Origin of the sequence: Candidatus Enterococcus wittei, assembly GCF_002140175.1 — a bacterium.
Taxonomy (GTDB): Bacteria; Bacillota; Bacilli; order Lactobacillales; family Enterococcaceae; genus Enterococcus_B; species Enterococcus_B wittei.
This window is the reverse complement of record NZ_NGMO01000002.1, coordinates 388,355-389,419: the sequence shown is the minus strand read 5'-3', so window position 1 is coordinate 389,419 and position 1,065 is coordinate 388,355. Positions and strand designations below refer to the sequence as shown.

General features: G+C 29.6%; 1 protein-coding gene. It reads right to left on the bottom strand.

What is annotated here, in order from left to right:
* Positions 1-123: 123 nt before the first annotated feature.
* Complete coding sequence (gene fic, locus A5844_RS06090; RefSeq protein ID WP_086284359.1) at positions 124-729, bottom strand: protein adenylyltransferase Fic; 606 nt, start codon at positions 727-729, stop codon at positions 124-126.
* Positions 730-1,065: the final 336 nt, after the last annotated feature.

Here is a 1,065-nt window from a genome sequence, read left to right as displayed (position 1 = left end):
TATCTACCTATTTTGAAAAACAAAGACTCATAGAAAGTCCTTCATACTTTCTATGAGTCTCTATGTTAGCTCTTTTCTTATTGTAAGAATAATTGTGTAGAAATACATTAAAACTAAACAGATTTATAGATCATCAATTGTATACTCTGAATACCCCTCATAAAAATAACTTACATCAATTCCTTTCATAAATAGTTGACGATCATAAATTTGTTCTGTTAGTGCTTGAGAAAGTAAATGACTAATTTCTAAATCGTTGATTGGACTACGTTCCATAGCAGATAAATAGTCTTCCTTATCTACTAAATTCCAATCAATTACCTTTTGCAGTTCTTTCTTTAACATAAGATCCAACCAAATCCGCATACTTCGCCCATTTCCTTCTCGAAAAGGATGGGCAATATTCATTTCAACATATTTCTCAATAATTTCTTTGTACGTACTTTGAGGCATTTTATCAATATACTGTAAAGAAGTTTCTAAGTACATTAATGGGGCAAAACGAAAATTTCCCTTCGCTAAATTCACTGTTCGAATTTCTCCTGCAAAATTATAAATATCTGAAAACAAATAAAAATGAATCGTTGCTAAGCCCTTAAATGTTCCAACCTCTATTTCATTTATTTTTCCACTATCATATAAATGTTTTGCTTTTTGTTTACTTATTCGTTCCTCTGCCTTCGCAAGAGCTATTTGATTGGCTATTCCTAATTTATTTTCCAATACCAAGAGAATCACCTCATTCATATATTAAGTCACTAAATCATTGACACTCAAATTCTTTCTACAGTACATAAACTCTATTTTCTAAAATATTCTCTTGAATACTTTCTTAACTATTCTATTATATCAAAAAGTCAAGTAAAACAGGAAATCATAGAAAGTTTGTCATACTTTCTATGATTCCTGCATTAATTCCGTTTTATATACTTTAGTGAAACAAATAGACAAAAACAAGCTCTTCTTAGTACCAAAGTACCTAAAGTGACAATCTTTTATTTCATTTTACTTTTCTCACTCATTTTTTATCAACTATCTTTTGGTCACTTTGGGGACTTCTAGTAC